A 24,672-nucleotide genomic window follows, 5' to 3' on the forward strand; every position below is an offset into this window, starting at 1 on the left:
GGTGTCCTTAGCCCATGCGGCGCGTGCGCGCGAGGGGGAGGCGGCCGGCGTCAGCCGCCCGGCGGCACGGAGCGGCTGATCTCGCGCGTCGTCAGCTTGCCGCGCTCGGTGAAGATGGCGGTGATGAGCTCCGCGGGGGTGACGTCGAAGGCCGGGTGGCGGACCGGCACCCCGGGCGGGACGACGCGGCGGCCGCCGACGACGGCGACCTCGTCGCGGGTCCGCTCCTCGATCGGGATCGACGCGCCGGTGTCGGTCGCGAGGTCGATCGTGCTCCACGGGGCGGCCACGTAGAACGGGACGCCGTGGTGGCGCGAGAGGCAGGCGAGGCCGTAGGTGCCGATCTTGTTGGCGACGTCGCCGTTCCGCGCGATGCGGTCGGCCCCGACGACCACGGCGCCGATCTCGCCCTTCTGCATGAACCACGCGGCCATCGAGTCGGAGATCACCTCGACGGGGATGCCGTCGCGCTGGAGCTCCCAGGCGGTGAGGCGCGCGCCCTGGAGGTACGGGCGGGTCTCGCACGCGAGCACGCGGATGTTCTTGCCCTCGGCGACGGCCGCGCGGATGACCCCGAGCGCCGTGCCGTAGCCGCCGGTCGCGAGCGCGCCGGCGTTGCAGTGGGTGAGGACCGTGCCCGACTCGGGCAGGCGCGCGGCGCCGGCGCGGGCCATCTGGTGGCAGGCGGCGACGTCCTCCCGGTGGATCTCGCGCGCGAGCGCGGCGAGCTCCCGCGCGCGCTCCTCGCCGCGGCGCCCCGCGTGCTCCAGGGCCAGGGCGAGGGCGCGCCGCACCGCCCACCCGAGGTTCACGGCGGTGGGCCGGGCGGAGGCGAGCTGCTCCCCCGCCGCGCGCATGGCGGCGACGTAGCCGGAGGCGATCTCGTTCCGGGCGGCGCGCGCGGCGAGGGCCATCCCGTACGCGGCGGCGATGCCGATCGCCGGGGCGCCGCGGACCACCATCGTCCGGATGGCCTCGGCGACGCCCGCGGCGTCGGTCGCGGTGACGTAGCGCTCGCGCTCGGGCAGGTCGCGCTGCTCGAGGAGGAACACGCGGTCGTCGCCCTGCGCGAGCTCGACGGCCGAGTAGTCCGCGCCGGAGATGGCCTCGGCCGGCGCCCACGGCGGCGCGAGCCGCGCGCCGTCGCCTGCCTGCTGCGACCTCTGTTCTGCTTCGAAGCTCGTGCTCATTCAGCGCCTCCCGTTCGAGCGTGACGGTTCCCCCTGCGATCCTGCGTCCGTCCCCGAGCCCTCGGCGTTCACGGCGAGCCGGCCGCGGATCTCCTCGGCGACGGTCGCGAAGTCCTCGGCCGCCTCGGCCTTGCGGCCCGCGAGGTAGGCGCGGAGCGCGTCGGCGGCGAGCAGCGCGAGGCTCGCGTTGATCCCGCGCGCGGTGAGCGCGGCGATCACGTCGCCGTTCTTGAGCAGCGTCTCGAGATCGTCGAAGACCGCGGCGACCTCGGGCCCGGGATCGATGCCGCCGCCGGCACCGGGGCGCGCCTTCTCGTCGTCCTCGTCGTCGTCGCGGCTCACGCGTCGCGCCTCATTTCTTGGTGGTCGTCGCCTTGGGGATCGCGCTGAAGGGGAAGTGCGGCGGCTCCACGCCGGGCACGCACTGGTACTTCGAGAAGTCGGTGACGCCCTCCTCGCGGAGCAGGGCCTCGTCGATCCACGCCTTGCCGGGGCGGGCCGACGGTTCGCGCGCGAGCAGCGCCAAGGTGGCGTCGGCGATGATGTCCGCCTTGCGCCAGAGCTCCGGGCCGCCGAGGCCGAAGTTCATGGTCGCGTAGCTCTCGATCGCGGTCGCGGGCCAGAGGGCGTGGGCGGTGACGTTGTGCTCGGCGTACTCGCCGGCGATCGCGTTGGCGATCATCGTCATGCCGAACTTCGAGACCGCATAGGCGCCGTGGTGGGCGCAGGCCTCGGGCTCGACGGGGGGCGACATCATGATGATGTGGCCGTATTTCTGCGCGATCATGTGGGGGAGGACGGCCTGCGAGAGGGCGAACGACGCGCGCACGTTGATGCCCATGATGAGGTCGAACTTCTTCATGGGCGTGTCCACGACGTCGGCCCACCAGAGCGCGCCCGCGTTGTTGACGAGCGCGTCGACGCGCCCGAAGCGCTCGACGGCCGCGGCGACGGCGGCCTTGCAGGCCTCGTCGTCGCGCACGTCGAGCTTGACGGGCAGCGCGCGGCGGCCGAGCTGCTCGACCTCGCGGGCGACGTCGAGGATCGTGCCCGGCAGGCGCGGGTTCTCGGCGACCTCCGTCTTCGCGGCGACGACGATATCCGCGCCCTCCCGCGCGCAGGCGAGGGCGACGGCCCGACCGATCCCGCGGGAAGCTCCGGTGATGAAGACAACGCGGTCCTTGAGGCGCATGGAGGGCGGTCATAGCACAGGACCCGGCGAGGGTGCGGGCCCGCGGCGCGATCTCGTGATCGCGTGATCGCGCGCGGCCGTCCGCCACGCCGCGCGACGCCACGCCGCGCGACGCCACGCCGCGCGCGACACGAGGCGCAAGGACAGGCTCTGCCGTGGACGGGAGCGGGCGAGGGCTCCGAAGGGCGCAGGGTGACGCGGCGACGATCGGCCGGGAGCCTCGGATGTCAGGGGGCTTTCAACGCATGGCGCGCAGCTCGCCCCGGACGAGCGCGCCGGGCGGTCGAGGTGGGCCGCGGGATGCGGGCTGTGGCGGCCGAGCGACGCTGCGGCGCCCGGCTCGGTCCAGCGCGCCGATGGGCGACGGGGCCGCGCGGGCCGGGAAAGGCCGCTCCCGTCGAGCGTCGGCCGCTGGAGGGGCCCTGTCCAGCAGGTCAGTCGTGGTCTCGCTGACACGGTGTTGCCGGCATCGATCGACGGATCGCTGGCTCGGTCTCCTCTCGGAGCACGAACACCTACCCTTCGGCTCAAGGGAGATGGGGTGTCCTGCTGGCGCCCTGTCGCGCACCGGCCTCGAGTGAAGAAATCCTGTCTCATGGAGCCTTGTGAAGGTCGATTCCACGCGTCGTGGAAAGGTTCAGTGATTCGGCGGTAAATCATGCGGTTGGGGGTGTTTCGTATCTGGACATGCCAGCGGTCAGGTGACACCGTGTTGTCAGCGAACTGAAGGGAGGCGCTGCGCTGCGCGGGATCGCGCTGGGCGCTACTCCGCCCCCTGAACAACGCTGTACTGGGGTGGCCCGCCATGGCGCCGTGTGCCCCGGCGTACCTGCCGGCGCGAGCCGCGGGGCCGGGGCGGGCCGAGCTCAGACGGGCTTAATCACAAGGAGCATGCATATGAGCGCTTTGCACCGGACGCTGGTCCTCGCCTTCATCGCTGGCTGTTCTGCCGTCGGTTGTCTCGCATCGACCGAGGTCGATCACGAGCCTTCCGGCGAGGCGTCCGAGCCGGTCGAGGGGGCGGTCTGCGATACCGCTCCGGAGGGCTCGGATATCTCGCTCTCCTGTCCGGCCGGCGAGGTCATCACGGCGGTCGAGTTCGCGAGCTACGGCACGCCGCGGGGGGTCTGCGGCAGCTACCGCGCGACCTCGTGCAACGCGCCGACGTCGAAGGCGGTGGTGGAGCGCGCGTGCCTCGGGCAGTCGAGCTGCACCGTGCGGGCGAACAACGCGACCTTCGGCGATCCGTGCAGGAGGAGCGCGAAGCGGATGTACGTTCAGGTCGCGTGCGCCCCCGCGGCGCCGGACGGCGGCTCGACGGGCACGGGCACGGGCGGCTCGACGGGGGAGGGCGGCTCGACGGGGGAGGGCGGCTCGACGGGCGTGGGCGGCTCGACGGGCGTGGGCGGCTCGACGGGCGAAGGCGGCTCGACGGGTACAGGCGGCGAGACGTGCGGCGGCGCGGGGCCCAGCACCACGCCGCTCGATGCCGAGGAGCAGGCGTTCCTGTCCATCATCAACCAGTACCGCGCGCAGAACGGCCTCGGGGCGCTCTCGGCGTGCACCGCGCTGAGCCGCGCCGCCCAGGGGCACAGCGAGGACATGCGCGATCACAACTACTTCGATCACGCGAGCCAGGATGGCCGGACGCCGTGGGATCGCGCGGCCAACGCCTGTTATGCGTCCGCCGGCAGGACCGCCATGGCCGAGAACATCGCCGCGGGCAAATCGGCGGCGCAGGAGACGTTCACCCAGTGGAAGAACTCGGACGGCCACAACAAGAACATGCTCGGGTCGTCCTACAAGGTCATCGGCATCGGACGGGCGACCGGAGGCGGGACGTACGGGTCCTACTGGACCACGATGTTCGGCGGCGCGTCCGACGCGAGCTGCAACTAGCGCCGAGCACCCGTGATGCCGCGCACGTGCGCGGCCGCTGACGGCGCGGAGCAGCCTGTCACGCATGAGGCGTTCTGCCACGGCGGCGCGGCGCGATCTGGGCGGAAGCGGCCCAGGTCCGCGCCGCGTGCCACGGCCGGTACGCCGCGAACGAGGGGCGGCCTGGCGATTGCTTCACACCGGGGGCGGCGGAACGGACCTCCGCGCAGGCGAAGAATCGCGAACGACCGCAGGACTCGGCCGTCCAGGGGCCTGGCTCGCGCAGCTCGGCGAGCGCGCGCCCTCAGCGGCTCCGATCGGCGTGGGGAGCAGGTACCCCGCGTGGATCGGGAGGCAGCTCCCAGGAAGGCGGGAAGTCGGAAGCAGATCCAGGACTTCCCGTCTTCCTGGGGACGGGCGGTGTGCTCGGGCGATCGATCGGGCTGCGCGGGTCCTCCGTCTGGAAGAGCCCATGTCGGAACACATCATCTATCTCCTCGGTCCGTATCGGATTCCCGGCTTCCAGGGGGAGCGCAACGTCCGTGTCTATCTGCCCAGCGAGGGGGCGCACGCCGCGCCGTCGCCGGTGCTCTTTCTGTTCGATGGGCAGAACGTCTTTCACGACGATCCCTCCTACAGCGGCGGCTGGCACCTGCACGAGGCGGTGCGCGATCTCTCGGATCGAGGCCAGGTGGCGCCGGTCCTCGTGGGGATCGATCACGGCGGGAGCGAACGGCTGACCGAGCTGTCGCCGTTCCCGGGCGACGGCAGCGAGGGGAGGCTCGACGACTTCCTCGGCTGGATCGCGTCCGAGATCGTGCCGGCCGTGCGGGAGCGCTTCCCGGTGCGGCGCGACGCGGCCGGCACGGCGATCGGCGGCTCGTCGATGGGGGGCCTCGCGGCGCTCTACGCGCATTTCCGCCGCCCCGACGTGCTCGGGGCCGCGCTCTGCATGTCGCCGTCGCTCTGGTTCGCGGAGCGGAAGATCTTCGACTTCATCGCGTCGCAGCCCGTCCCTCCGGGCTCGCGGCTGTACGTCGACGCCGGCGCGCAGGAGGACGGCGGCTCGGTGCTGCGCGACGCCGCGCGGCTCGTGGAGCACCTGCGCGAGCGGGGCTACGGCGAGCCGAACCTGCTCTTCTGCCCGGACGAGGGCGGGACGCACTCCGAGGACGCGTGGCGCCGGCGCGCGCCGGGAGCGCTGCAGTTCCTGTTCGCCGAGGCCGCCGGGGAGCGGCAGGGGGGCGCCGGCGGGGCGGAGGGGTCGCAGCAGGCGGCTTGAGCGTCGGGGCGTGCGCCGGTCGGGCCACGCTACGAACGGCCGGGGCCGGGCGACGCAGCACGCTCCTCGCGGCGACGCACGATCGCGTGCGACGATTCTCGGTCGTCCTGCTCACGCGAGGGAGGGCCCTTCCACGCCGAGGTCGGATCGGACGGCCTGTTCGTGCAACTCAGGCGCTTTCCGGACCGTGCTGCCCGGCGTACCTCGGCTCATGCGGTCGGCTAGGCTCGATCCACCATCTCAACTCAGAATCATCGTTACGCAGTCAGGTACGAACCAGATGATTGCCGGGGTTCGTGGGAATGGTCCGCGGGCGCAAAAATCACGCAGAGCTACGCTGCTATTTGGGCTTGTCTGATCTGCGGCCAGGGTAGGCTCGATGTCGCCAGGGGCAACGGCTCAGAGAATCTGTGTCTACGCTGTGAAGAGTGCGAGTTCGAATGGGAATTGCCGTAGGTGTCGAAATCGATTGACGCTGCTGCTCATGATACTCACGGCCAATCAACGATATTAGAACGGGAGGAGCTGGCTGGGCATCCATGGCAACAGTCTCTCTGGTGAGCATGCGGCTGCCCCCGGGATCCCGATTCGTTGTCGCCTTCGTGGATCACTCCTGAAAAGCCACAACGAGCGGCCCAGCGTCGTCGAGTCAGCCGTCTCGGGCGACAACCGCTCCCATTCGCAGCTGCCCCGGCCCCTCTACCGCCGCCCCTTGCTCCGCTTGCGCGTCCCCTGGACGATGCGCGACGGGTCGCGCGGCGGCGGGGCGGTCGCCGAGAGCGCCGCGGCGAGCCGATCGGTCTCCGCGTCCGAGAACGACCCCTTCCGGAGCGCCGCGATCGCCTGCGCCACGACGTCGCGCGACTCGGGGCGCTCCGCCTGCGCCTTCTCCTCCAGCCAGCGCACCACCTCGGGGAAGCGCCCCGCCAGGGTCGCGATCTGCGCGGGCATCCCCTGCCGCAGGAGGCGCAGCCCCTGCAGCCGCTCGTCGGCCCGAGGCGAGCGATCCGAGATCGCGAACGCCTCCTCGAGCCGCGCGACCACCTCCGCGCCCGCCGAGAGCCCCGTGAGCAGCGTGCGCTCCGCGAGCGCCTCGAGCGCCACGTACGCCTGCAAGTAGCCGTCGGTCCAGGACGAGAGCTCGCCGACCACCGCGTCGCCGCGCGCCGCGATGACGGCGCGGAGCGCCGCCACGACCCCGTCGCGCACGACGCGCCGCGGATCCTCGGCCAGCTGCCCGAGCTCGCCCAGCGGATCGAGCCCGCCCCGGCCGCCCCGCGCGCGCGGCGGCCGCCCCGACCTGGCCGCGCCCTCCGCCTGCGCGTCCTTCGTCGCGATCGCCGCGATCGCCGCGAGCGCCTGCGCCGCCACGATGAGCGCGTACTCCTCGGCGCTCGAGCAGAGCGCCCGCACGAGGCGCTCGGCCGGCGCGCCGCGGTCCGCGATCGCCGCGCCGACCGCGCGCGCGAGATCCAGGTTCACGCGCGGCAAGGGGGCGTTCGGGCCGAGGTCGGGCCCGGGCGCGCGCCCCCCGCCGCGCCGGGCAGGGAGCCCGGAGCTGCGATCGAGCAGCGCGAGCAGCTCGGCCGGGTCGCCGAGCTGCACGGCGCGCTCGATCGCGGCGTCGATCTTCGGGTTGCGCAGCGCGCCCGGGGGCGTCGCGCCCCGGCGCTGATCCGACGTATCGGCCATTCAGAACCCCAGGGAGAGGCCGACCTCCGGAGAGAGGACGGCGGTCACGGCAGGAAAGGTGAGGCTCGCGCGGAGCGCGAGGTTCAGCGATACGGCCTCGAGCGGCGCATAGGCGACGCCCGCGCCGAGCGACGCGAACCCCTGGCCCGCTTGCCGGGTCGCGGCGAGCGTCTGCTGGCGCTCCTCGACCCTGCCGCTGCGGCCGGGCCTCGTGCACGGGCTCGTGATGTCGTCAGGATCGGCCCCGCACGCGGCCGCGTCCTCGAGGACCTCCACGTCGACCTCGGCGTCGACCTGCGCGACCCCGGCCGCGGCGAGCACGAACGGGCGGGCGCCGAGCTGCTCGAACGGCCGCGCCATGAGGAAGTACTGCGCCCGCGCCTCGAGGTGGAGCGGCAGGAACGAGGCGCCGCCGCCCGTCGTGCCGCCGGCCGCGAAGCCGACGCGGCCGCCGACCGTGAGGTTGTCGAGGACCAGCCGATCGTAGGCGAGCGCCACCCGCGACGTCGCGAGCGCGAAGCCGAGGTTCACGTCGTTCGCGACGTCCGGCGTCGGCGCGCCGTCGTACCGGGTCCCGTCGCCGCGCAGGCAGACGAAGTTGCCGCGCTCCTGCGACGCGAGGGAGCACACCTCCCTGCCGGACAGCAGCGCGACGTCGGGGGAGAAGGTGAGCCCGACCCAGTTCCGCGAGACGCTGGGCGCGACCTCCGCGGGGGGCCTCTCGACGCACGCGCCGCGGACGCAGGCGAGCCCCCGGCTGCACTGCCGGTCGTCGAGGCACTGCCGCGGCCGCTCCCGCTCCGGCGCCGCGCACATCGCCGGCGGCGCGTGGCCCGGCCAGCGGGGCGGCGCCGACGCGATGCGCGCCTCGATCTCCGTGGTGAGCGGCGCGTCGCGCGCGCCCGCGCTCGCGAGGATCGCGCCGTCCTCGTCGACGGCCGCGACGTGATAGCGGAGCGTCCCCTCCGCGGAGGTCGCGGCGCACGGCACGTTGATCCCGAACCCCTGGCCGCGCAGCTTCTTCATGACGAGCGGGCGGTACTCGCGCTCGCCGGGCGCCTGGTACCAGAGCGTCACCTGCTTCACGCTGGGCAGCAGCTCGGCCGGGACCTCGACATAGATCGGGACGGGCGTGCGGATGCGCTGCTCGGGCGGCGGCGCGATCGTGAGCTGCGGCCCGGCCGCCGCGGGCGCAGCGACGCCGGTCGCGGCCCGCGCCTGCTCGAACGCGAACGAGACCTCAGGCGTCGCGAGATCCGGGCTCGGCTTCGCCGACGGATCGATGCGCAGGGCGTCCGCGAACGCGTCGCGTGCGTCCCCCAGCTCCTTTCTGCCCTGGGCGAGCACGGAGCCGAGCGCGACGAACAGCCTGGCCTTCATCGCGGGCGAGCACTCCGACGCGCCGCAGGCGTCGATGGCGGCCCGCAGCTTGCGCTCCGCCTGATCGAACCGGGTCTCGAAGTAGTCGACCCCCATCGCCTCGTTCAGGGCCGCCTCCGCCTGCGCATCCCGGGGAGGCGCCTGCGCGGCCGCCGCGCCCGCGACGAGCCACCCGGAGAGCCCCCCCGCCGCGATCGCGACCAGCGCGCGCGGCGCGCGGAGAGCGGAGCCGTTGCGTAGGGGCATCGGCCCGCAACGTAGCCCACCGGTGTGGCCGCGAGCGCTACAAAAACTCCGCGGCAGGTGTACCGCCCAGCCGGCCTCCGCCGCTCGGAGGGCGCACCACGGACAAATAATCCACAGGTTGTTCCCAGCTTGTGGAATACCCAGACGGGGGCCCTCGACATCTTCTGGGAAGCTGCCGGGTCCTGCGTCGCTCGCGGCGGCAGCTCCTCCAAGCGCCGGCGCCGGCCAACGCCAGCCCGGGCATGGACGCGCCGCCCACACCGATGCCACCGATTTTTTTCTGCGATCTCGGGCACTCCGCGGCCCGACGCGCCGCAGAACTTCCGGGCGCTAAACTCCCTCCTCCGAGCCCGATCTGCAACCCAAAAATCACGCATCTGAGCCGTGTTTGAAAGCCCAACCGCTTGTCCACAGCTTGGCCACCCGATGACCCCAGACAGGGGGCAGATTTCGTCCCCGTTGCTGGCACCGAAGGGGATGGCCGGGTCCGGATGCCGGGTCTTCCTTGACAGCCGCGTGACGACCTGTGGAGGCGGACCCGGCGGCCGCTGGGGCCTCGCCGGGGTGCTCGGCCCGCTGGCGGCCGTCCGGACGCGGGCGCCGCGCCGGGCGCGGGGGCGGCGAGCGCAGGGCCGCGCGGCGCCGCGCGCGGCGTGCTAGCTGGTGCGCATGCGCGTTCCGGAAATCCCCGAAGAGGGCGCGCCGGCCCTCCGCGCCGGCGATCCGCCGCCGCCGGCGCCCGTCCCGGCGCGACCGCTGATCCGGAGGAGCGCGCGCGCCCCACGTTGGCGCGCGCGCCTCGCCGATCACGACGCGGCCTCGCTCGCGGAGCTCCTCCGCAAGGCCGGCGGCACGGCGTCCGCGGCGCGCGCGGTCGCCGGCAAGGTGGTGCGCCACGCGTTCGGCGCGGAGCCGGGCGCCGAGCGGCCCGCGCCGGCGTGGGACGCGGCCGCGCTCGCCGCCCTGGGCGTCGGAGCGTGGGCGCACGAGGCGCTGCTCGCGCTCGAGCCCGGCCTGTCGCTCGAGGTCGCCGAGCGGGCGCCGTCCGAGGACGACACGCTCCGGCTGGTCCTGCGCGCGCGCGACGGCGCGCTCATCGAGTCGGTGCTCATCCCCGGGCCGGCCCGCACCACGCTGTGCGTCTCGAGCCAGGTCGGCTGCGCCCGGGCCTGCGCGTTCTGCGAGACGGGCCGGCTCGGGCTCGCGCGCCAGCTCGCCGCCGGCGAGATCGTCGATCAGGTCCGGATCGCGCAGGCGCTCGCGCTCGCCGAAGGACAAACGCGCCGCGGCGCGCCGCTCCGGAACCTCGTCTTCATGGGCATGGGCGAGCCGTTCGACAACCTCGGCGAGGTGCTCAAGGCCATCCGCCTGCTCACCGACCCGCGCGCGTTCCGGTTCGCGCCGTCGCACGTGACCGTGAGCACCGTCGGGGTCGCGGACAAGATCGAGGCGTTCTTCCGCGAGGCGCGGGCGGAGCTCGCCGTCAGCCTCAACGCCCCGGACGACGCGCGCCGGCAGGCGATCATGCCGGTCAACGCGCGCTTCTCGATGGCGGCGCTGAAGGAGGCGCTCGCGCGATCGCTGCCGCCGGGCCGGCGCGTGCTGTTCGAGTACGTGCTCTTCGATCGGTACAACGACGCCCCGGACGACGCGGACCTCCTCGCCGCGTACGTCGCCGGGCTCCGCTGCCGCGTGAACGTCATCCCCTGCAACCCCGGCCCGGATCCGGCGCTGCGCCCGCCGTCCGCGGAGCGGCTCGACGCGTTCGTGGCGCGGCTGTCCGGCCACGGCGTGACGACGCTGGTGCGGCGGCCGCGGGGGCGCGACGTGGGCGGCGCCTGCGGCCAGCTCGCGGGGATGGCCCGCGTCAGGCAGCCAGCGCCAGCTTGAGGGCGGCGCTCCGGACGAACGGCGCGCCCACCCGGAGCGCCCCGTTGCCCGCCGCGAACGTGCGGGCGACCTTCCCGGAGTGCTGGTTCATCCGGACGACCACAGCGCGCTTGGCCATCGCGTCGGCCGCCTCGACCGTGTCGAGCAAGGAGAGCAGGTCGCTCCAGACCCGGTCGCGCCAGCCCTTGAGCAGGAAGAGCACGACGCTCGACACCGTGCGCTGCACGTCCTTGGTAAAGGTCGCGATCCGGGCGAGCGGGCAGCCATAACGATCGCTCAGGATCGCGAAGATTTCCGGCATCGCTGCCGCGAGAATTTCATTCACAAGATCGTGGTCGTGCCGGTAGCGGTGGAGAAGGCGGGCGTCCTGCGCTGCGCCGTGCTGGACGATGTTCCGGTAGAGCCCGAGGGCCAGGTCGTAGTTGATGTGCGCGTTGATGCCGAGCAGCGCGTGCACCGCCGCCGCCGTCCCGTCGGTGCGGCTGCACTGGAAGGCGACGTCCCACGCCTCCACGCCCGTCGAGCGCCCGTCCAGCGACGCCGCGAGCGCCGCCAGGTAGTACTCGCAGAAGATCCCGGCGAGGCGCGAGATCCACGCGGGCTCGAGGAACCTCTGATCCGTGCCGTCGACGACCGCCTCCTTCACGCGGCGCGTGATCACGGCGTAGACGTCGGGGAACACCGCCCGGGGGTCGTTCCTCTCGCGCAGCCGCGCCGCGACCGTCTCCAGCGCCACCAGCGCTTCCGCCACGTTCGCCGGCTTCATCGTCACCCCCTGCAGGATGGCGTGACGCGCGGCGGAGTCCGCGGGACGGCACGCGGCAGAGGACCGCGTCTGCTTGCTCACCATCGCGAGGGGCCGGTCGGAAGTAAGGGTCTTCATGGCTGCGCTGAGCGAGCGAATTCAAGGATCGTGCCCGTATGTCCGGTTCGCAGTCGTACACCGTGTTGAGGTGTGGTGAGCCGCGCCGGGCGGAGCTCGAGCGCGCGCCAGCGCCGCAGGCGCGCTCGTCCACCGCGCCCGCGCTCGCGTGATTTCCCGCGAATCCAGCGGAGTTCGTCGACCCGAAACCGCGGGCGAGCGCGCGAGGCCGTCGGTGGTCGTCAGCGGCTATCCGGAGCGGACCTGCGCGCGGTGGTCACAGGAGCGCCATCTGCCCGACACGGTGAGAGCGCTGACCGGGGCGCCAAAGTGCCCCATGGGGCAGATTGTTACGCGCGGACGGATTCCCTTCACTCAAAATGCGGGATGCCCTGACGCTCCGCGTGTTTTGGCGACTTGACGCCACCCTGTGCGACGCGTCGAGCTGACGTTTCGCGTTGACGCGCCGGGCCGACGTTTCGCCCGCGGAACGCGGGCGTTGCGCCGTATCCTGGCGGGCGGGATCGCGCGCCTGCCCGCATCCATCGACATCGACCGGCGCGCGGAAGGGCGAGCTCCGCTCCTCCGCGCTGCCCCTGCCGAGCACCATGAGCTTCCTCAAAATCGTCTGCTCCGAGCCGAAGAACGACCTCGCCTCCTTCCTCCAGTCGCTGCCGATCGAGCCCGCGGAGCCGGTCGTCGCGCTCGTGCTGAGCACCGCGGATCTCGCCTATCCGCACGTCGCCGCGCGGACGTTCGTCGCGTCGGCGAAGGAGGTGGGCGCGTCGCACCTGCTCTGGGTGGCGCCCTACGTTCCTCCCTCGAGCCCGCTGGGGCAGCAGATCCGCGACGCTGAGGCGTTCGTGCGCGCCTCCGGCCACCGGGTGACGGCCGTGTGGCACGGGCCGCTGCTCAGCGCGCTCAACCTCTGGCGCGAGGACATCCGGCTCCGTCGCACGCTGCCGCTGCCGCTCGGAGGCGCCGCGCTGCCCTGGGTGGCGCCGGCCGACGTGGCCCGCATGGCGATCCGCGCGCTGGAGCAGCCCGGCGTGGAGGCGCCGGTCGTCCGCGGCCCCGCCGCGCGCACCGGCGCCGAGGTGGCGGCCGCGCTCTCCCGCGCCGTCCGGGCCGCCCTCGCCAGCGAGCGCTTCGCGTGGCGCAGGTTCGAGGAGATCGATCGCGACAACAACCGCGCGCTCAGCGAGGACGAGCTCCTGCCCTACCTCACCGGGCTCGGAATCCCGGCCGACGAGGCGAGGGCGCTGCTCGTGGCGGCGGACACGACCGGGGACGGGACGCTCGATTTCGAGGAGTTCACCGCCGGGTTGCGGGGGCGGCTCGACAACCTGGTCCAGCAGCTGCTCCGCGAGGACACCTTCGAGATCCGGTACGTCGACACGCCGGCGGACAAGGCCGTCGCCGCGCTGGTGCGGGCGGGCCTGCGGCGGGCGGCGGCCGAGGCGCTGGTCGAGGGCTGGGCGAGCGTGGCCGCCGAAGGGATCCCCGAGGGGCCGGCCGAGGCCTGGCTCGAGCTCCCGCCCGCGAGCGTCGACGCGTGGGCGGAGCGGCACGCGCTCGACTACGTCAACGTCCACCTGCTCCCCGGGCAGGGGCTCCTCTCGCAGCGCGAGGCGACGGTCGAGGACGGCGCCGCGATGGGCGCGCTGGCCGGCAAGCAGGCCGCCGTCTCGTCGATCGTGGACGGCGGCGGCCGGATCCTCACGCTCTTCCGCGCGCTCGACGGGAGCGGCGTCTCGGCGCGGTGGCTCGACGCGCCCGCCGAGAGCCTCCGGTGGGTGACGTGCGGGGACCGCGACAAGCGCCGCGCGCTGCTCGTGTCGGGCGGGCAGCTCGCGGGGGTGCACGTCGAGGGCGAGTGGCAGGGCCTCCCCTCGGCGATGCGGCAGCTCATGACGCGCGCCCCGCTGCCCGGCTGGCAGCTCGCGACGTTCCGGGAGCTCGGCGAGCTGAAGCTCGAGCAGTCCGCGGCGCTGTGCGAGCCGAACGAGGTCGTGTGCAACTGCGCCGGGGTCAAGCGGGGGCAGATCACGGGGCTCATCGAGGGCGGGTGCGCGACGGTGGCCGAGCTGTCGGAGCGGACGCGGGCGGGCCAGATCTGCGGCGGCTGCGTCCCGGCGATCGAGGAGATGTTCGGCGGGTCGAGCCTGGTGCAGGCCGAGGTGAAGGGCGCGCGGGAGCTCGCCCCCGGGATCTTCCAGATCGCGCTGTCGCCGGTCGGCGGCGCGCCGGCGGCGTCCGTGCCCGGGCAGCACGTGCTCGTGCAGGGCTACCTCGATCGGCGCTGGGTGGCGCGCGCGTACACGCTCTCGGCGCCGGCGCGCGCGGGCGGCGACTACGAGATCACGGTGAAGCGCGAGGAGCTCGGGGTGTTCTCGCGGTGGCTGTGCGAGCGCGCCGCGGCCTCGCTGCTGCGCGCCTCGGCGCCGCGGGGGAGCTTCGTGCTGCCGGGGCCGCCGGTGGAGCGGGTGGTGTTCCTCGCGGGCGGGATCGGCGTCACGCCGGCGATGGCGATGCTGCGGGCGCTCGACGGGAGGGCGGACCGCCCCGAGGCGCGGGCCTTCCTCCTGGACTGGTCGGCGTCGCGCGCCGCCGACTTCCTCTATTTCGAGGAGGAGCTGCGCGCGATCGCCGGCCGCACGCCCGGCGCCGCGCTCCGCCTGCGCGCGACGCAGGCGGAGGGGCGGCTCTCCGCGGAGGACGTTGTCGAGCTGTACCCGTACCGGCCGGGCTCGCGGGCGCTCGTGTGCGGGCCCGAGGGCTTCATGCGCGACGCGCACGAGCACCTGCGCGCGGCGGGCTGGCCGGCGGACGCCATCCAGCGGGAGCTGTTCACCTCGAACGTCGACGCCGCGGGCACGATCCGGCAGGCGCCGCTCCGGCGGTCCGGCGCCGTTCGTGCGGCCGGCGGCGTCTGTCCGGTCGAGCACGGGTCGTTTCAGCTGACCCCGACGGCGCCCGCGGCGGCGCTGACCGAGGCCGAGGCGTTCCTGCGCCAGTGCTACGCGGAGCTCGGCGTGCCGTCGGCCGTGGACGAGCGCTGGCAGGAGGTGCGGGCAAGCCTGGAGAAGCACGGGACCTATACGCACCTGCCCGACGAGCTCGCCTACGGGGCGCGGCTGGCGTGGCGGAACAGCTCGCGGTGCATCGGGCGCTTCTTCTGGTCGACGCTCCACGTGCGCGACCTGCGGCACCTGACGACGGAGGAGGAGATCTTCCAGGCGCTCGTCGAGCACCTCGATCTGGCGACGAACGGGGGCGACATCCGGGCGACGATGTCGGTGTTCCGGCCGGGGGAGCCGCGGATCCGCATCTGGAACGGGCAGCTCGCCCGCTATGCGGGCTACCGGCTCCCGGAGGGGGGCATCCTGGGCGATCCGGCGAACGTGGAGCTGACGGACCAGGCGCTCTCGCTGGGGTGGCCGGGCGGGGAGCGGACGCGGTTCGATCTGCTGCCGCTGATCATCCAGATCGGCGACGCGCGGCCGCGGTGGTTCGAGCTGCCGCGGGAGCGGGTGCTCGAGGTGCCGATCGAGCACCCGCGGCACGCGTGGTTCGCCGAGCTCGGGCTGAAGTGGCACGCGCTGCCGGCGGTCTGCAACATGGCCCTCGATCTCGGCGGGATCCACTACACGGCGGCGCCGTTCAACGGCTTCTACATGGGGACCGAGATCGGCGCGCGCAACCTGAGCGACGTGACGCGGTACAACCAGCTGCCGCTGATCGCGGATCGCCTCGGGCTGGACCGGTCGCGCAGCGACACGCTGTGGCAGGACGCCGCGCTGGTCGAGCTGAACATCGCGGTGCTGCACTCGTTCCGGCAGGCGAAGGTGCGGATGCTCGACCACCACACGCTCTCGGAGTACTTCAAGAAGTTCGAGCAGCAGGAGCGGCAATGCGAGCGCCCGGTCTACGCGGACTGGTCGTGGATCGTGCCGCCGATGTCGGCGTCGACCATGGCGGTGTTCCACACCAACATGGAGAACAAGATCCTGAAGCCGAACTACCTGTATCAGGACGATCCGTGGAAGGAGCGGAAGGGGTAGCTCGGGGCGGGAGCGGGCGTGTTTCGCGGTGCTGGCGGGGTTTCCCGATCGGGCCGGCGGCGGTCTGGTAACCTCCGCGCGCGATGATGGACGACGAGGAGCTCGCGGCGCAGCGCATCGGCACGCGGATCGGCACCTGGAGGGTGGAGCGCGTGCTCGGGGGCGGCGGGATGGCGAGCGTCTTCCTCGGGCGGCGCGCGGACGGCCAGGTCGCGGCGGTGAAGGTCCTGCACCCGTCGTTGAGCCAGATCGAGGAGCTGCGGAAGCGCTTCCTGCGCGAGGGCCCGATCGGCAGCGCCCTGGCCGCGGTCGGCCCGCTCTGCGAGGGGCTGCCGCTCGTGCTGGAGTCGGGCATCGCGGACGACGGGGCGGCCTACCTGGCGATGGAGGTGCTCGAGGGCGAGACGGTCTTCGACCGCATGGCCCGCGCGGGGACGCTCCCGGTGGGCCAGGTGATGGCGCTGGCGGAGCGGGTCCTCGATGTGCTCGTCGTGGCGCACGCGCACGGCGTGGTGCACCGGGACATCAAGCCCGAGAATCTGCACATCGGGAACGACGGGCGGGTGAAGGTGCTCGATTTCGGGATCGCGCGCGTGCTCGATCCGCTGCCGTTCGGGATGGGGGAGCTGCCGGAGAAGACGGCCACGAGGACGGGGGTGGCGCTCGGCACGAGCGAGTACATGGCGCCCGAGCAGGCGACGGGGATGGTCCGCGAGATCGACGGCCGGACCGACGTCTTCGGCCTGGGCGCCACGATGTTCCGGCTGCTCTCTGGCCGCGCGATCCACGGCGACGTCGCCGACGCGCGCCTGCTCATCGCCGCGGCGACGGAGCGGGCGCCGTCGCTCGCGCTGTGTGCGCCGGGCGTGCCCTCCGAGGTGTGCGACGTCGTGGATCGCGCCCTCGCGTTCCACAAGGTCGAGCGTTATCCCGACGCGGCGACGATGCGCGCCGACGTCCGCGCGGTGCGGGCGGGCCGCCTGCCGCCGTACGTGGTCGCCGTGGAGGAGGGCCGGATCCCGGCGGGGGCCCCGCTCCCTCGCCGCTGAGGGCGCCCGCCGCGCGGCGGGCGCCCTGTCCGGCTGCGGCGCGCGTCAGCGGTGGCCGCAGCGGAGGTGGCCGTTGTCGTTCGCGATGTCTCCGCGGCACCGCCGGAAATCGACCATGCGCGTCCTCTGATAGTTCCCCCTCCGGTCCCTGCACATCGCTTGCAGCGTGCCTCGATTCACCCGGACGTCCCTGCACGTCCTGAGATAGGAGCCCTCCGGCGGCCGTCGTTGCGCTTGCGCCAGTTCGCTGCTGGACAGCACGGCAGACAACGAGAGCGCGCCGAGGACCAGCGCGACGAGTGAACTCTTCATGATTCCCCCCTTGGTGCACCGCATTGCAGAGCGATGCTCGGGGGATCTCATGGGGCGGGCGCTTGGAGGCCGCAATCCTGCCGGAGCTGCGAGCAATGGAGGTATGGACGTGAAGAATTGAACCACAGAGGCGCAAAGGGCATAGAGGAGAGAGGAGAGGGGAGAAAGGGGAAGGGAAAGAGCAGAGGGGGAGAGGAAGGCCAGACATTTGTTCCCTTGTTTCTCTGTCCTCTGTGCCCTCTGTGGTTCGGTTCTCTCATCGTTTGCCTCGGCGTCGAGCTGTTCTTCTCGCGTCGGGCCCGGCGCGGGGGCTGTGCGGCTCATGGTGCGCGGGGAATGATGCTCTCGGCGGCGCCTGCTCACGCATGACGAAGAACTCAATCCTCGAACGAAAACAACGCCGTCCCCGTAAGTCATCTGGCACGCACGCCGCCGACATCGCTCTCGACGCCCCGCAGCGCCCTTATCCGCTCCCCTGCGCTCCACCCGCCACCAAGCTCGCCGCCTTCACGAAATCCGCCTGGAAATGCGCCCGCGCCGCCGCGCGGGCCGCCTCGTCGGGCATGCGGAGCAGCGCCGCCGGGTGGTACGTCGCCATCCACGCCTCGGCCCACGGCGTCTTGAAGACCTGCCCGCGGCTCTGCGTGACGCTGAATCGACCGCCGAGGAACGAGCGCGCCGCCGTCGCGCCGAGACACACGATCACGCGCGGCCGCACCGCCTCGACCTCCGCCTGAAGCCAGGCGCGACAGGCCTGGATCTCCGGGCCCACCGGCTTCGCGTGCAGACGGCGCTCGCCGCGCGGCTCCCACTTGAAGTGCTTCACCGCGTTCGTCACGTAGATGCCGCCCCGCGACAGGCCCGCTCCGGAGAGCGCTTCGTCGAGCACGCGACCCGCAGGGCCGACGAACGGCCGCCCACAGAGGTCCTCCTCGTCGCCCGGCTGCTCCCCCACCAGCATCAGCGCCGCGCCCGCCGGACCCTCGCCGAACACCGTCTGCGTCGCCCGCTCGCACAGCGCGCACGCCCGGCAGGACGCCGCCGCCTCGCGCAGCACCGGGAGCTCGCGCGCGCCGGGCACGTACGCCGCCGCCGCGCTCGCCGCCCCGCTGCGGCCCGCCTGCATCGCGTCGACGCGCGACGCCGCGTCCCGCACGAGCTCGCCCATCACCGACGTCTCGGGCAGCGTGCTCCAGTGCTTCGCCGGCATCTCCGCGCGCATCGCCCGGAGGTTCACCCGCGCCGGGTTGTAGATCGCCCGGTAATACGTGCGAAACAGCTCCTCGAGCTCGTCCTCGCGCGGCGCCGCGTCGCGCGGCAGCCCCGGGCCGTAGCGGAGCTCCGCGCCGTCCCAGTGCGCCGACTCGTGCGGCGTCAGGATCGACCACGCCATCGACGGGAAGCGCCGCTCGAAGAACGGCGCGGCGAGGCGCACGATCCGGTGATCCGGGCGGTACCACGCCACGTAGCGCTCGCCGCCGCCCGCGTCCTCGACCCGCCGGAAGCGAACGAACGCGTGCATCTTGTGGACGTCGCGCCGCACCGCCTGCTCCAGGGCGCGCAGCCTCGCCACGTCGGGATCGGCGGCGACGTCGAGCAGGTAGGGCTCGCCGTGGGTCAGGCGGAACAGCGCGCGGTAGAGCAGCGCGAACCGCCCGGGATCGCGATGGCAGGCCGCGGCGCTCGCGAGGCTCATGAACGCGGCCGGGACGCGCGGCGCCGGGGAGGACGGCGCTCCCGGCGCCGGGGAGGACGGCGCGCCCGCGGCCGGCGCGGGGCGCGCCGCGTCGAAGAGGACGCCCTGGCCCTCCACCACGTCCTCCCAGAAGACGTCCTCCGGCGCCGCATGGCGGGCGAGCAGCGCGCGGGCGGCGTCGCGGAAGGCCTCGAACGTCGGCGGGATGGGCGCGCGGATCACAGCTCCCCGGAGCGCGCCACCTCGCGCGCCTCGAACAGCCCGAGCTGCGCCGGCGGGCGCACCCGCGCCGCGAGCCCGGCGCGGTCGAGATCCCGCGCGGCGCTGCGGTGCTCGTCGGCGGTGACCAGGAACGGCGCCGCGCGGCCGACCGGGACGCGGAGCCGGGCGAGGTCGGCCATCCGCACGGCCCGGTGGCGGCGCATCGCGAGCACGCGCTTCACCGTCCGCACCCCGAGCCCGGGCACGCGGAGGAGCGCCTCCCGGGGCGCGGTGTTCACGTCGACCGGGAAGAACTCGCGGTGCGCGATCGCCCAGGCGAGCTTCGGATCCATCGTCAGATCCAGGTTCGGCGAGGCCGCGCTCAGGAGCTCGCCCGCGGAGAAGCCGTAGAACCGGATCAGCCAGTCCGCCTCGTACAGCCGGTGCTCGCGCGCGAGCGGCGGGGACTCGGCCGGGAGCCGGGCGTCCGCATGCGGGATCGGGCTGAACGCCGAGTAGTAGACGCGCCGGAGCCCGTGCGCCGTGTACAGCCGCGAGGCGGTGGCGAGGATCTCCTGGTCGCTCGTCGGCGTCGCGCCCACGATCATCTGCGTGCTGTGCCCCGCGGGCGCGAACGCGGGCCTGCGCGGGCTCGGGTCGTCGCGCGCCTCGGCGATCTTCGCGTGGATCTCCGCCATGGCGGCCTCGATGGCCGGCATCGTCTTCTCGGGCGCGAGCGCCGCGAGATCCCGCTGCGTCGGCAGCTCGACGTTGACGCTGAGGCGATCGGCGTACCGCCCCGCCACGTCGAGGAGCTCGGGCGAGACGCCCGGCGCCGCCTTCAAGTGGATGTACCCGCCGAACCGGTGCTCCTCGCGCAACGACCGGGCGACGGCCACGAGCTGCTCCATCGTATAATCGGGGCTCTTGAGGACTCCCGAGCTCAGGAACAGCCCTTCGATGTAGTTCCGCCGGTAGAAATCGAGGGTGAGCGCGACCACCTCTCTGGGCGAAAAGCTCGCGCGCTCGACGTCGCTGGACAGGCGGTTCACGCAATACTGGCAATCGTAGATGCAGACGTTCGTCAGCAGGATCTTGAGCAGCGACACGCAGCGGCCGTCCGGCGTGTAGCTGTGGCAGATGCCCATGCCCTCCGTGCTGCCGATCCCCTGCGGCAGGGCGGGGCGGCTGGAGCCGCTGCTGGCGCACGAGGCATCGTATTTGGCGGCGTCCGCGAGGATCGCGAGCTTTCGCTTGAGCTCCATGAACCGATCCAACCTTGGGTGCTCTGTTCACCTTGGCAAGGCCCGCAGGGCAGCGCCGCGGACCGGAGACGGCGAGGCGCGCGGGCAAGCTGCGCCTGATCGTCGCGCGTATCGCGCGCGACGCGCGCGGACCGCCTCTTCGCCGGATGAGGCGTGATGAGCGGTGATGGGTTGATGCGCCTGCTCGTCCGATCTCGCCCGCTCGCCGGGCACAGGCAGCCTCGGCGGTAGCAGCGTCGGTCCCGGCGGTGGCGGCCTCGGCGGCGGAAGGGCAGCGTCCGCAAGATCGTGCCCTGAGCTGCGCCCCGTCGCGCGGGTGGCGCTCGCGACGCCGCTCGCCTGAGCATCTGGCCGATGGTTCGGGTAGGCTCGGCGCCCTCGTCCTCATGGTCCGTTCTCGACTGATGATCCTCGCCGCCGCGGTCCTCTGGTCCACCGGAGGAGCCGCCATCAAGCTGATCTCCCTCGACGGGTGGCAGATCATCGCGGGCCGCGCGCTCATCGCGGCGCTGACCTTGGGCCTGGTCATGCCGGGGGCGCGCCGCTGGCCGTCGCGGAACGCGCTCGGCGCCGCGGCGCTCTACGCCGTCACGATGGTGCTGTTCGTGCTGGCCACCAAGCTGACGACGGCGGCGAACGCGATCTTCCTGCAGTCCACCTCGCCCGTGTACGTCCTCCTGCTCAGCCCCCGGCTGCTCGGGGAGCGACCCTCTCGCAACGAGAAGCTCGCCGTCCCCGTGTTCCTCCTGGGCCTCGGGCTCTTCTTCGTGGACCAGCTCTCGGCGGGACAGCTCGTCGGCAACGCCCTGGCGCTCCTCTCCGGGCTCGCGTGCGGGTTGTGCCTCATGAGCTTCCGTGCGCTCCCGGACGACCACGCCGCGGTGCTCGTCTCGGGCAACCTCCTCGCGTGCCTCTGCGCGCTCCCGATGGCGCTGGCGGGCGCCGCCCGCCCGGGGCTGGTCGACCTCGGGCTCCTGATGTTCCTGGGCGCGGTCCAGATCGGCCTGTCGTACGCCCTGTTCAGCCGCGGCGTGCGTCACACGCCGGCGGTCGAGGCCTCGCTGCTGGCGCTGGTGGAGCCGGTGCTCAACCCCATCTGGGCCCTCCTCCTCGTCGGGGAGCGCCCCGGGTTTTGGTCGACCGTGGGCGGCGCCATCATCCTCGGCGCCACCGTGTGGCGGACCCTGCAGGTGGCCCGCGCCGCGCCCCCGAGGCCGCCGCTGCCGAGCCAGGATCCTGCGCGACGCCAGGATGGCGCAAAATGGTAATCCGACGAGCCTTCACGATGGGCGCCGCTTCGACGATCTTGACGCGATGAACCTACGTCTTCTTTCAGCTTTGACCCTCGCGATCGCGCTCCCTGCATCCGGGTGCTCGGACGCCGGCTCCGATCCCGGCGACGCCGGCGCCGGCGCCGGTCACGGGGGCGCCGGCGGCGACGACGAGGGCGGTCCCGGGGAGATCGCCGGCGGCGGCGGGGGGACCGGGCTCCCGAGCGCGGTGAGCGTGATCATCACGGCCGACAACGCGTATGGCTTCGGCTACGGGACCGGCGAAAAGCTCCTGAACTATTTCGGAGGCATCGAGAACAACCTCGCCGACGAGATCTTCTCCTGTCCCATCGGCCACGGGCCCGAGTCGTACACCGTGCCGTCGGAGTCCGCGAACGCCGGGCACTACCTCTACATCATCACGTACGCCGACAAGCTCACGACACAGGGCGTGATCGGCCAGTTCTTCCGCGAGGGCGCCGAGCCCGTCTTCACCGGCAACGGCGGGTGGGAGGTCTGCGCGACGGGCGAGGACTACGACCTCGGCTCGCACGGGCCGACGCTGGAGACCATCAACCAGCACCTCGCGAGCTGCAACCGAGGCGACCTCGACCCGCAGACGAGCAGCGCCGGCTGGGTGACGACCGAGGCGTCCGCGCGCGGCCACGTCGTGTTCGGCGAAGCGAACGACACCGCCCGCGAGATCCCGGAGCCCGGCAACGAGTTTCCCGTCGTCTGCGGCATCGACGAGGAGGCTCGGTGGATGTGGTACGAGTGGGAGCCGGACCGCAGCGCCGGCAGCCCGTTCCTGTGGCCCAGCGGCAGCGCCGGCAACGTCACCAAGGACTTCTTGATCTTCCGCCTCGGCGCCGAGCTCATCCCCGAGGTGCCGCGTTAGCGCTTAATTGTGGCCTAAAATGTATGAGGATGCAGGAGGCGCGCCGATGGAGGATATCACGTCATACGTCGAGCGATACGACCCCGGATTTTTGGGGCGCATTCGTGGTGCGACGCCCGACGAAATTGATTTTTTGGAGCAGCTCGCCGGCCATCCATTGCCCCCCGACTACAGGCGTTTTCTCTCCGCCATGGGCCACGACGACGGTCGACTCTTCAGCCACGAGGGTATGGATACGGACATAACGAGCATCGTCTCGTTCTATCGGGAGGACGTCGCCTCCGGAGACAATTCGGTGGCGGAGGACTGTGTCGTAATTGCGGTAGGCTGCGCGGTTGTCGAACAAATTTACCTTGAGTGCAATGGGCTCGGCCGTGTCTTCGAAGGATGCGAAGGTCAGAAGTATTGTCTATGGGCAGAGTCCTTCAACAACTTCCTTCATCAAAATGCTTACATGTCGTATCGTCAGCGCTCGCTGCCTCACGAGCTCGTGTATACGAGCACAGATCTAACGAATTTGTCAGCGAACGTTCGCGAGGTGGTGCGCTCGGCAGGGCTCCGTGAGCTCGATTTCTCTGAGTCCGTGACGATCTGCGCGGAGTCTTCTTCGACGACGCTCGCCTTTCGCCAAAGGGCCGGCGAGACGGCTTGGGTGCGCGTGGCTGGCACCGACAGGGCTGCCGTGAATGACCTTTCCAGGGCGCTGTCGGGGACCTGTCGTGCGGCGCTGAAGAGCATCGCCTGACATGCATGCGGGCATCCGGACACACTGCCGCGCCCGCCCGCGGCGCGCGAGCCCCGCGCGCCGGCGCTCGCGCTCGCGTCGACGCCAGGGCCGCGCTCGGTCCCAGCGGGAGGCGGGGGCTCCGCCGCCAAGGCGCGACGTCGCCCCCCACGATCTCGACCCCGAGCCCCGCCCTCCGGATCTACCGACCCGCCGCGGGCCCTCGGCTCACTTCGCCTCGACCTTCACGTTGGCGTTCGCCTTGAAGCTCGCCTTCGCGCCCGCGCCACCGTTTCCATCGTCCACGGGCGTGGTCGCCTTCAGATCGAACGACGGCGGCGTGTTGGGGTCGCACTCCGGCGGCGGGCCGAAGCCGTCGGCGTTGAACTTCCACGCGACCGACCCCGAGGCCGACGGATCCTTCCGGATCGCCTTGATCTCCACCTCGTGCTCCCCCGCGCGCGCCGGCGTGCAGTACGAGAGCAGGTAGAAGCGCTTCATGTGCGCCTCGATCTTCGCCGCGATCTTGTCGAACGACTCCTTGACCTTGGCCTGGTCCGCCGCGAGCTCGGTCCCGTCGCGCCCGATCTCGTCGAGCCGCGCCTTCTCGATCTCGGCGCCGACGCCGACGACGAAGATCTGGTAGTTCTCGTAGTCTTCCTTGTCGAGCTCCTTGAGCATGTCCTCGCGGCTCACGCGGTTCGCGCGATCCGTGCCGTCCGAGAAGACGACGAGCGTGCCGAACTTGAGCGGCCGCCGGTCCCGGTCGAGCTGCTTCTTGAGCTCCCGGATGCCCTCGACCACGCCGCCGTGGAGGTTGGTCGACGTGTCCTTGGGCTTGTAGCTCCGGAGCCCCTCGAGGCCGCCCTGGACCGAGCCCTGCGCCTCGGTGAACGGGACGACGGAGTGGATCTTCGCCTCGCCGTCGAACGCGTAGACGCCGACCTTCTGGCTCTTGCCGACCCGATCGCTGAACGACTGCGCGGCGTCGACGAGGGCGTCGGCCTGGCCGGACTCGGTGATGCTGCCGCTCATGTCGACGAGTAGCATCGTGTACATGACCGCCGCGACCTCGGGGTTCTGGATGGTCTGCTTGCTCTCGAACGTCGAGACGAGGTCGCCGTCCTCGTAGATCTCGAAGTCGCTGGCCGTGAGGCCGCCCACCGGCTCGTCCTCGCCGGCGTCGACGCTGAAGAACACCCAGACGTTGTTCGGCTTCTTCTGGGCGGAGTTGATCCGGGTTACCCGCAGCCCGCCGCCGCAGGCCACGCTCGAGAGCGCGAACAGGGCGGCGAGCAGGATCCGGAACGCTGGAGAACAAAGGAGGATTTTCACGCGCGCGATTAGCGCGCATCGGACGCCGCGCTGTCAATTCGCTGCCGTAGCCGACCGACGGGCGGCCGGCGCGACGGCCGGGCGCGGCCGCGCCGAGGGCAGGGCGGCGCCCTCCCTCCTCGGAGACCCAGCCCGGCGGCCGCCGCGCGGGGCCGCCGGGAGGCTTCCCGGAAGCGCTCGCGCCGGTTTACACCGGGAAGGAGTCCGCCGTACATAGCCGGCGCGCCGTCGAAGCGCGCGCCGCC

Annotated in this window: 18 protein-coding genes; 8 read left to right on the forward strand and 10 right to left on the reverse strand. The window is 72.5% G+C overall.

The genetic code is table 11. The features are described 5' to 3' along the window. Positions 1–50 precede the first annotated feature (50 nt). Genes mtnA through WMF33_RS09995 form a run of 3 tightly spaced genes read right to left on the reverse strand, consistent with a single transcriptional unit; the run spans position 51 to position 2,382 of the window. Positions 51–1,190: an S-methyl-5-thioribose-1-phosphate isomerase gene (gene mtnA / locus WMF33_RS09985; protein ID WP_437336936.1), complete on the reverse strand. Its 1,140-nt coding sequence runs from the start codon at positions 1,188–1,190 to the stop codon at positions 51–53. Then, positions 1,191–1,532 carry a hypothetical protein gene (locus tag WMF33_RS09990; protein WP_437336937.1) on the reverse strand — a complete coding sequence of 114 codons (342 nt, stop codon included), beginning with the start codon at positions 1,530–1,532 and terminating at the stop codon, positions 1,191–1,193. A gap of 10 nt (positions 1,533–1,542) precedes the next feature. Then, positions 1,543–2,382 (reverse strand): SDR family oxidoreductase, encoded by an 840-nt coding sequence (locus tag WMF33_RS09995; RefSeq protein ID WP_437336938.1) that lies wholly within the window; start codon positions 2,380–2,382, stop codon positions 1,543–1,545. An 897-nt stretch (positions 2,383–3,279) separates the two neighbouring features. Here WMF33_RS09995 and WMF33_RS10000 point away from each other — a divergent pair. Both WMF33_RS10000 and WMF33_RS10005 read left to right on the forward strand, forming a co-directional pair. Beyond that, positions 3,280–4,281, forward strand: a complete 1,002-nt coding sequence (locus tag WMF33_RS10000) for a CAP domain-containing protein (protein WP_437336939.1) — start codon at positions 3,280–3,282, stop codon at positions 4,279–4,281. 451 nt (positions 4,282–4,732) lie between these two features. Next, positions 4,733–5,542, forward strand: coding sequence for an alpha/beta hydrolase (locus tag WMF33_RS10005; protein WP_437336940.1), 810 nt, complete (start codon positions 4,733–4,735; stop codon positions 5,540–5,542). A 699-nt stretch (positions 5,543–6,241) separates the two neighbouring features. Here WMF33_RS10005 and WMF33_RS10010 read toward each other — a convergent pair. Together WMF33_RS10010 and WMF33_RS10015 are read right to left on the reverse strand one after the other, a co-directional pair. Further along, positions 6,242–7,234, reverse strand: a complete 993-nt coding sequence (locus WMF33_RS10010) for a hypothetical protein (RefSeq protein ID WP_437336941.1) — start codon at positions 7,232–7,234, stop codon at positions 6,242–6,244. Next, the gene (locus tag WMF33_RS10015; protein WP_437336942.1) at positions 7,235–8,860 is read right to left on the reverse strand and encodes a hypothetical protein; all 1,626 of its coding nucleotides are present in this window, start codon (positions 8,858–8,860) and stop codon (positions 7,235–7,237) included. 669 nt (positions 8,861–9,529) lie between these two features. On the opposite strand from WMF33_RS10015, the gene rlmN reads away from it, so the two are divergent. Next, positions 9,530–10,750 carry a 23S rRNA (adenine(2503)-C(2))-methyltransferase RlmN gene (rlmN, locus tag WMF33_RS10020; RefSeq protein WP_437336943.1) on the forward strand — a complete coding sequence of 407 codons (1,221 nt, stop codon included), beginning with the start codon at positions 9,530–9,532 and terminating at the stop codon, positions 10,748–10,750. Here rlmN and WMF33_RS10025 read toward each other — a convergent pair. Beyond that, positions 10,728–11,633, reverse strand: a complete 906-nt coding sequence (locus WMF33_RS10025) for a DUF5995 family protein (protein WP_437336944.1) — start codon at positions 11,631–11,633, stop codon at positions 10,728–10,730. The genes rlmN and WMF33_RS10025 overlap by 23 nt on opposite strands. A gap of 587 nt (positions 11,634–12,220) precedes the next feature. Here WMF33_RS10025 and WMF33_RS10030 point away from each other — a divergent pair. Together WMF33_RS10030 and WMF33_RS10035 are read left to right on the forward strand one after the other, a co-directional pair. Next, positions 12,221–15,676: a nitric oxide synthase oxygenase gene (locus WMF33_RS10030; protein WP_437336945.1), complete on the forward strand. Its 3,456-nt coding sequence runs from the start codon at positions 12,221–12,223 to the stop codon at positions 15,674–15,676. Positions 15,677–15,759: 83 nt separating this feature from the next. Then, positions 15,760–16,725: a serine/threonine-protein kinase gene (locus tag WMF33_RS10035; protein ID WP_437336946.1), complete on the forward strand. Its 966-nt coding sequence runs from the start codon at positions 15,760–15,762 to the stop codon at positions 16,723–16,725. A gap of 45 nt (positions 16,726–16,770) precedes the next feature. Here the strand turns inward: WMF33_RS10035 and WMF33_RS10040 are convergent, their stop codons facing one another. The 3 genes from WMF33_RS10040 to WMF33_RS10050 form a co-directional block, all read right to left on the reverse strand. Then, positions 16,771–17,037 carry a CVNH domain-containing protein gene (locus tag WMF33_RS10040; RefSeq protein WP_437336947.1) on the reverse strand — a complete coding sequence of 89 codons (267 nt, stop codon included), beginning with the start codon at positions 17,035–17,037 and terminating at the stop codon, positions 16,771–16,773. Between the two features lie 463 nt (positions 17,038–17,500). Next, positions 17,501–18,955 carry a UdgX family uracil-DNA binding protein gene (locus tag WMF33_RS10045; protein ID WP_437336948.1) on the reverse strand — a complete coding sequence of 485 codons (1,455 nt, stop codon included), beginning with the start codon at positions 18,953–18,955 and terminating at the stop codon, positions 17,501–17,503. After that, a complete protein-coding gene (locus WMF33_RS10050) occupies positions 18,952–20,199 on the reverse strand; it encodes a putative DNA modification/repair radical SAM protein (protein ID WP_437336949.1) in 1,248 nt (415 codons plus the stop codon). Before WMF33_RS10050 ends, WMF33_RS10045 begins: the two co-directional genes overlap by 4 nt. Positions 20,200–20,585: 386 nt before the next feature. Here WMF33_RS10050 and WMF33_RS10055 point away from each other — a divergent pair, with 386 nt between their 5' ends. Genes WMF33_RS10055 through WMF33_RS10065 form a run of 3 tightly spaced genes read left to right on the forward strand, consistent with a single transcriptional unit; the run spans position 20,586 to position 23,113 of the window. After that, positions 20,586–21,467, forward strand: coding sequence for a DMT family transporter (locus tag WMF33_RS10055; protein ID WP_437336950.1), 882 nt, complete (start codon positions 20,586–20,588; stop codon positions 21,465–21,467). 46 nt (positions 21,468–21,513) lie between these two features. Then, positions 21,514–22,368 (forward strand): hypothetical protein, encoded by an 855-nt coding sequence (locus tag WMF33_RS10060; RefSeq protein ID WP_437336951.1) that lies wholly within the window; start codon positions 21,514–21,516, stop codon positions 22,366–22,368. Positions 22,369–22,414: 46 nt separating this feature from the next. After that, entirely contained in the window at positions 22,415–23,113 is a 699-nt protein-coding gene (locus WMF33_RS10065) for an SMI1/KNR4 family protein (protein WP_437336952.1), read from the forward strand. Positions 23,114–23,320: 207 nt separating this feature from the next. Here WMF33_RS10065 and WMF33_RS10070 read toward each other — a convergent pair whose 3' ends face one another. Further along, the gene (locus WMF33_RS10070; RefSeq protein WP_437336953.1) at positions 23,321–24,427 is read right to left on the reverse strand and encodes a VWA domain-containing protein; all 1,107 of its coding nucleotides are present in this window, start codon (positions 24,425–24,427) and stop codon (positions 23,321–23,323) included. Positions 24,428–24,672 lie beyond the last annotated feature (245 nt).

It is taken from the genome of Sorangium sp. So ce394, assembly GCF_051474665.1.
In the GTDB taxonomy this organism is placed as follows: Bacteria; Myxococcota_A; Polyangia; order Polyangiales; family Polyangiaceae; genus Sorangium; species Sorangium cellulosum_D.

What these genes read in the sequence shown, in the direction of transcription:
- mtnA (WP_437336936.1), bottom strand. Translation starts at nt 1,190, where the DNA reads ATGAGCACGAGCTTCGAAGCAGAACAGAGGTCGCAGCAGGCAGGCGAC.
- WMF33_RS09995 (WP_437336938.1), bottom strand. Translation starts at nt 2,382, where the DNA reads ATGCGCCTCAAGGACCGCGTTGTCTTCATCACCGGAGCTTCCCGCGGG.
- WMF33_RS10000 (WP_437336939.1), top strand. Translation starts at nt 3,280, where the DNA reads ATGAGCGCTTTGCACCGGACGCTGGTCCTCGCCTTCATCGCTGGCTGT.
- WMF33_RS10005 (WP_437336940.1), top strand. Translation starts at nt 4,733, where the DNA reads ATGTCGGAACACATCATCTATCTCCTCGGTCCGTATCGGATTCCCGGC.
- WMF33_RS10010 (WP_437336941.1), bottom strand. Translation starts at nt 7,234, where the DNA reads ATGGCCGATACGTCGGATCAGCGCCGGGGCGCGACGCCCCCGGGCGCG.
- WMF33_RS10015 (WP_437336942.1), bottom strand. Translation starts at nt 8,860, where the DNA reads ATGCCCCTACGCAACGGCTCCGCTCTCCGCGCGCCGCGCGCGCTGGTC.
- rlmN (WP_437336943.1), top strand. Translation starts at nt 9,530, where the DNA reads ATGCGCGTTCCGGAAATCCCCGAAGAGGGCGCGCCGGCCCTCCGCGCC.
- WMF33_RS10025 (WP_437336944.1), bottom strand. Translation starts at nt 11,633, where the DNA reads ATGAAGACCCTTACTTCCGACCGGCCCCTCGCGATGGTGAGCAAGCAG.
- WMF33_RS10030 (WP_437336945.1), top strand. Translation starts at nt 12,221, where the DNA reads ATGAGCTTCCTCAAAATCGTCTGCTCCGAGCCGAAGAACGACCTCGCC.
- WMF33_RS10035 (WP_437336946.1), top strand. Translation starts at nt 15,760, where the DNA reads ATGATGGACGACGAGGAGCTCGCGGCGCAGCGCATCGGCACGCGGATC.
- WMF33_RS10040 (WP_437336947.1), bottom strand. Translation starts at nt 17,037, where the DNA reads ATGAAGAGTTCACTCGTCGCGCTGGTCCTCGGCGCGCTCTCGTTGTCT.
- WMF33_RS10050 (WP_437336949.1), bottom strand. Translation starts at nt 20,199, where the DNA reads ATGGAGCTCAAGCGAAAGCTCGCGATCCTCGCGGACGCCGCCAAATAC.
- WMF33_RS10055 (WP_437336950.1), top strand. Translation starts at nt 20,586, where the DNA reads ATGGTCCGTTCTCGACTGATGATCCTCGCCGCCGCGGTCCTCTGGTCC.
- WMF33_RS10060 (WP_437336951.1), top strand. Translation starts at nt 21,514, where the DNA reads ATGAACCTACGTCTTCTTTCAGCTTTGACCCTCGCGATCGCGCTCCCT.
- WMF33_RS10065 (WP_437336952.1), top strand. Translation starts at nt 22,415, where the DNA reads ATGGAGGATATCACGTCATACGTCGAGCGATACGACCCCGGATTTTTG.